This window comes from Vibrio sp. 1249-1, assembly GCF_033340495.1.
The window spans coordinates 1-517 of the sequence record NZ_JAWOWJ010001173.1 but is presented as its reverse complement, the minus strand read 5'-3'; the positions used below and the strand labels follow the sequence as shown (position 1 = coordinate 517).

At 50.9% G+C, this 517-nt stretch carries 1 protein-coding gene; it reads right to left on the bottom strand.

Features of this window, described 5'->3' with window-relative positions; all coding sequences use genetic code 11:
- Positions 1–517 (bottom strand): LysR substrate-binding domain-containing protein (locus R7Z50_RS31095; protein WP_318150226.1); only part of this gene is annotated, 517 nt, incomplete at both ends.

Sequence of the window (517 nt, the reverse complement as noted above, 5' to 3'; positions counted from 1 at the left end):
TGTCTTCGATTCGCTTTGCAATCAGCCTGCTGCACTCTTCACGCACAACGGAGCGCAGCCATTCTTGAGCAGGAGAATGCTCACAGCGCGCATGCCAAATCATCGAATAATCAAAAGGCGTAAATTGGAATGGCAACGGTTTTACGACTAGGTCATAGCGCTCAGCAACCAGATACGCCAAATCTGCCGGAACGGTAATGATGATAGGTAGTGTATCCACAATCGCCAGCGCAGCTTCTAAATGGTACGCACGCAGCACCATTTTGCGTTGCGGCTTGTCGATTAAAGCTTGCTCAATCAACGCTTTCACTCCGTCACTGATGGCAATCATCGCGTGAGGGTGGCTCAAATAGTCGTCCAAACTCATCTCTTGATTCGCCAAAGGATGCTGTTTGGACAGTAAACACAACACGCCAACGCGACCAAGAATCTCGCTACGCAGCGGCTCTACGGGGCCAGTTGGGCGACAAATGGCGAGATCGGCCCCTTCATAAGTCAACTGATCGGATAAACGGTC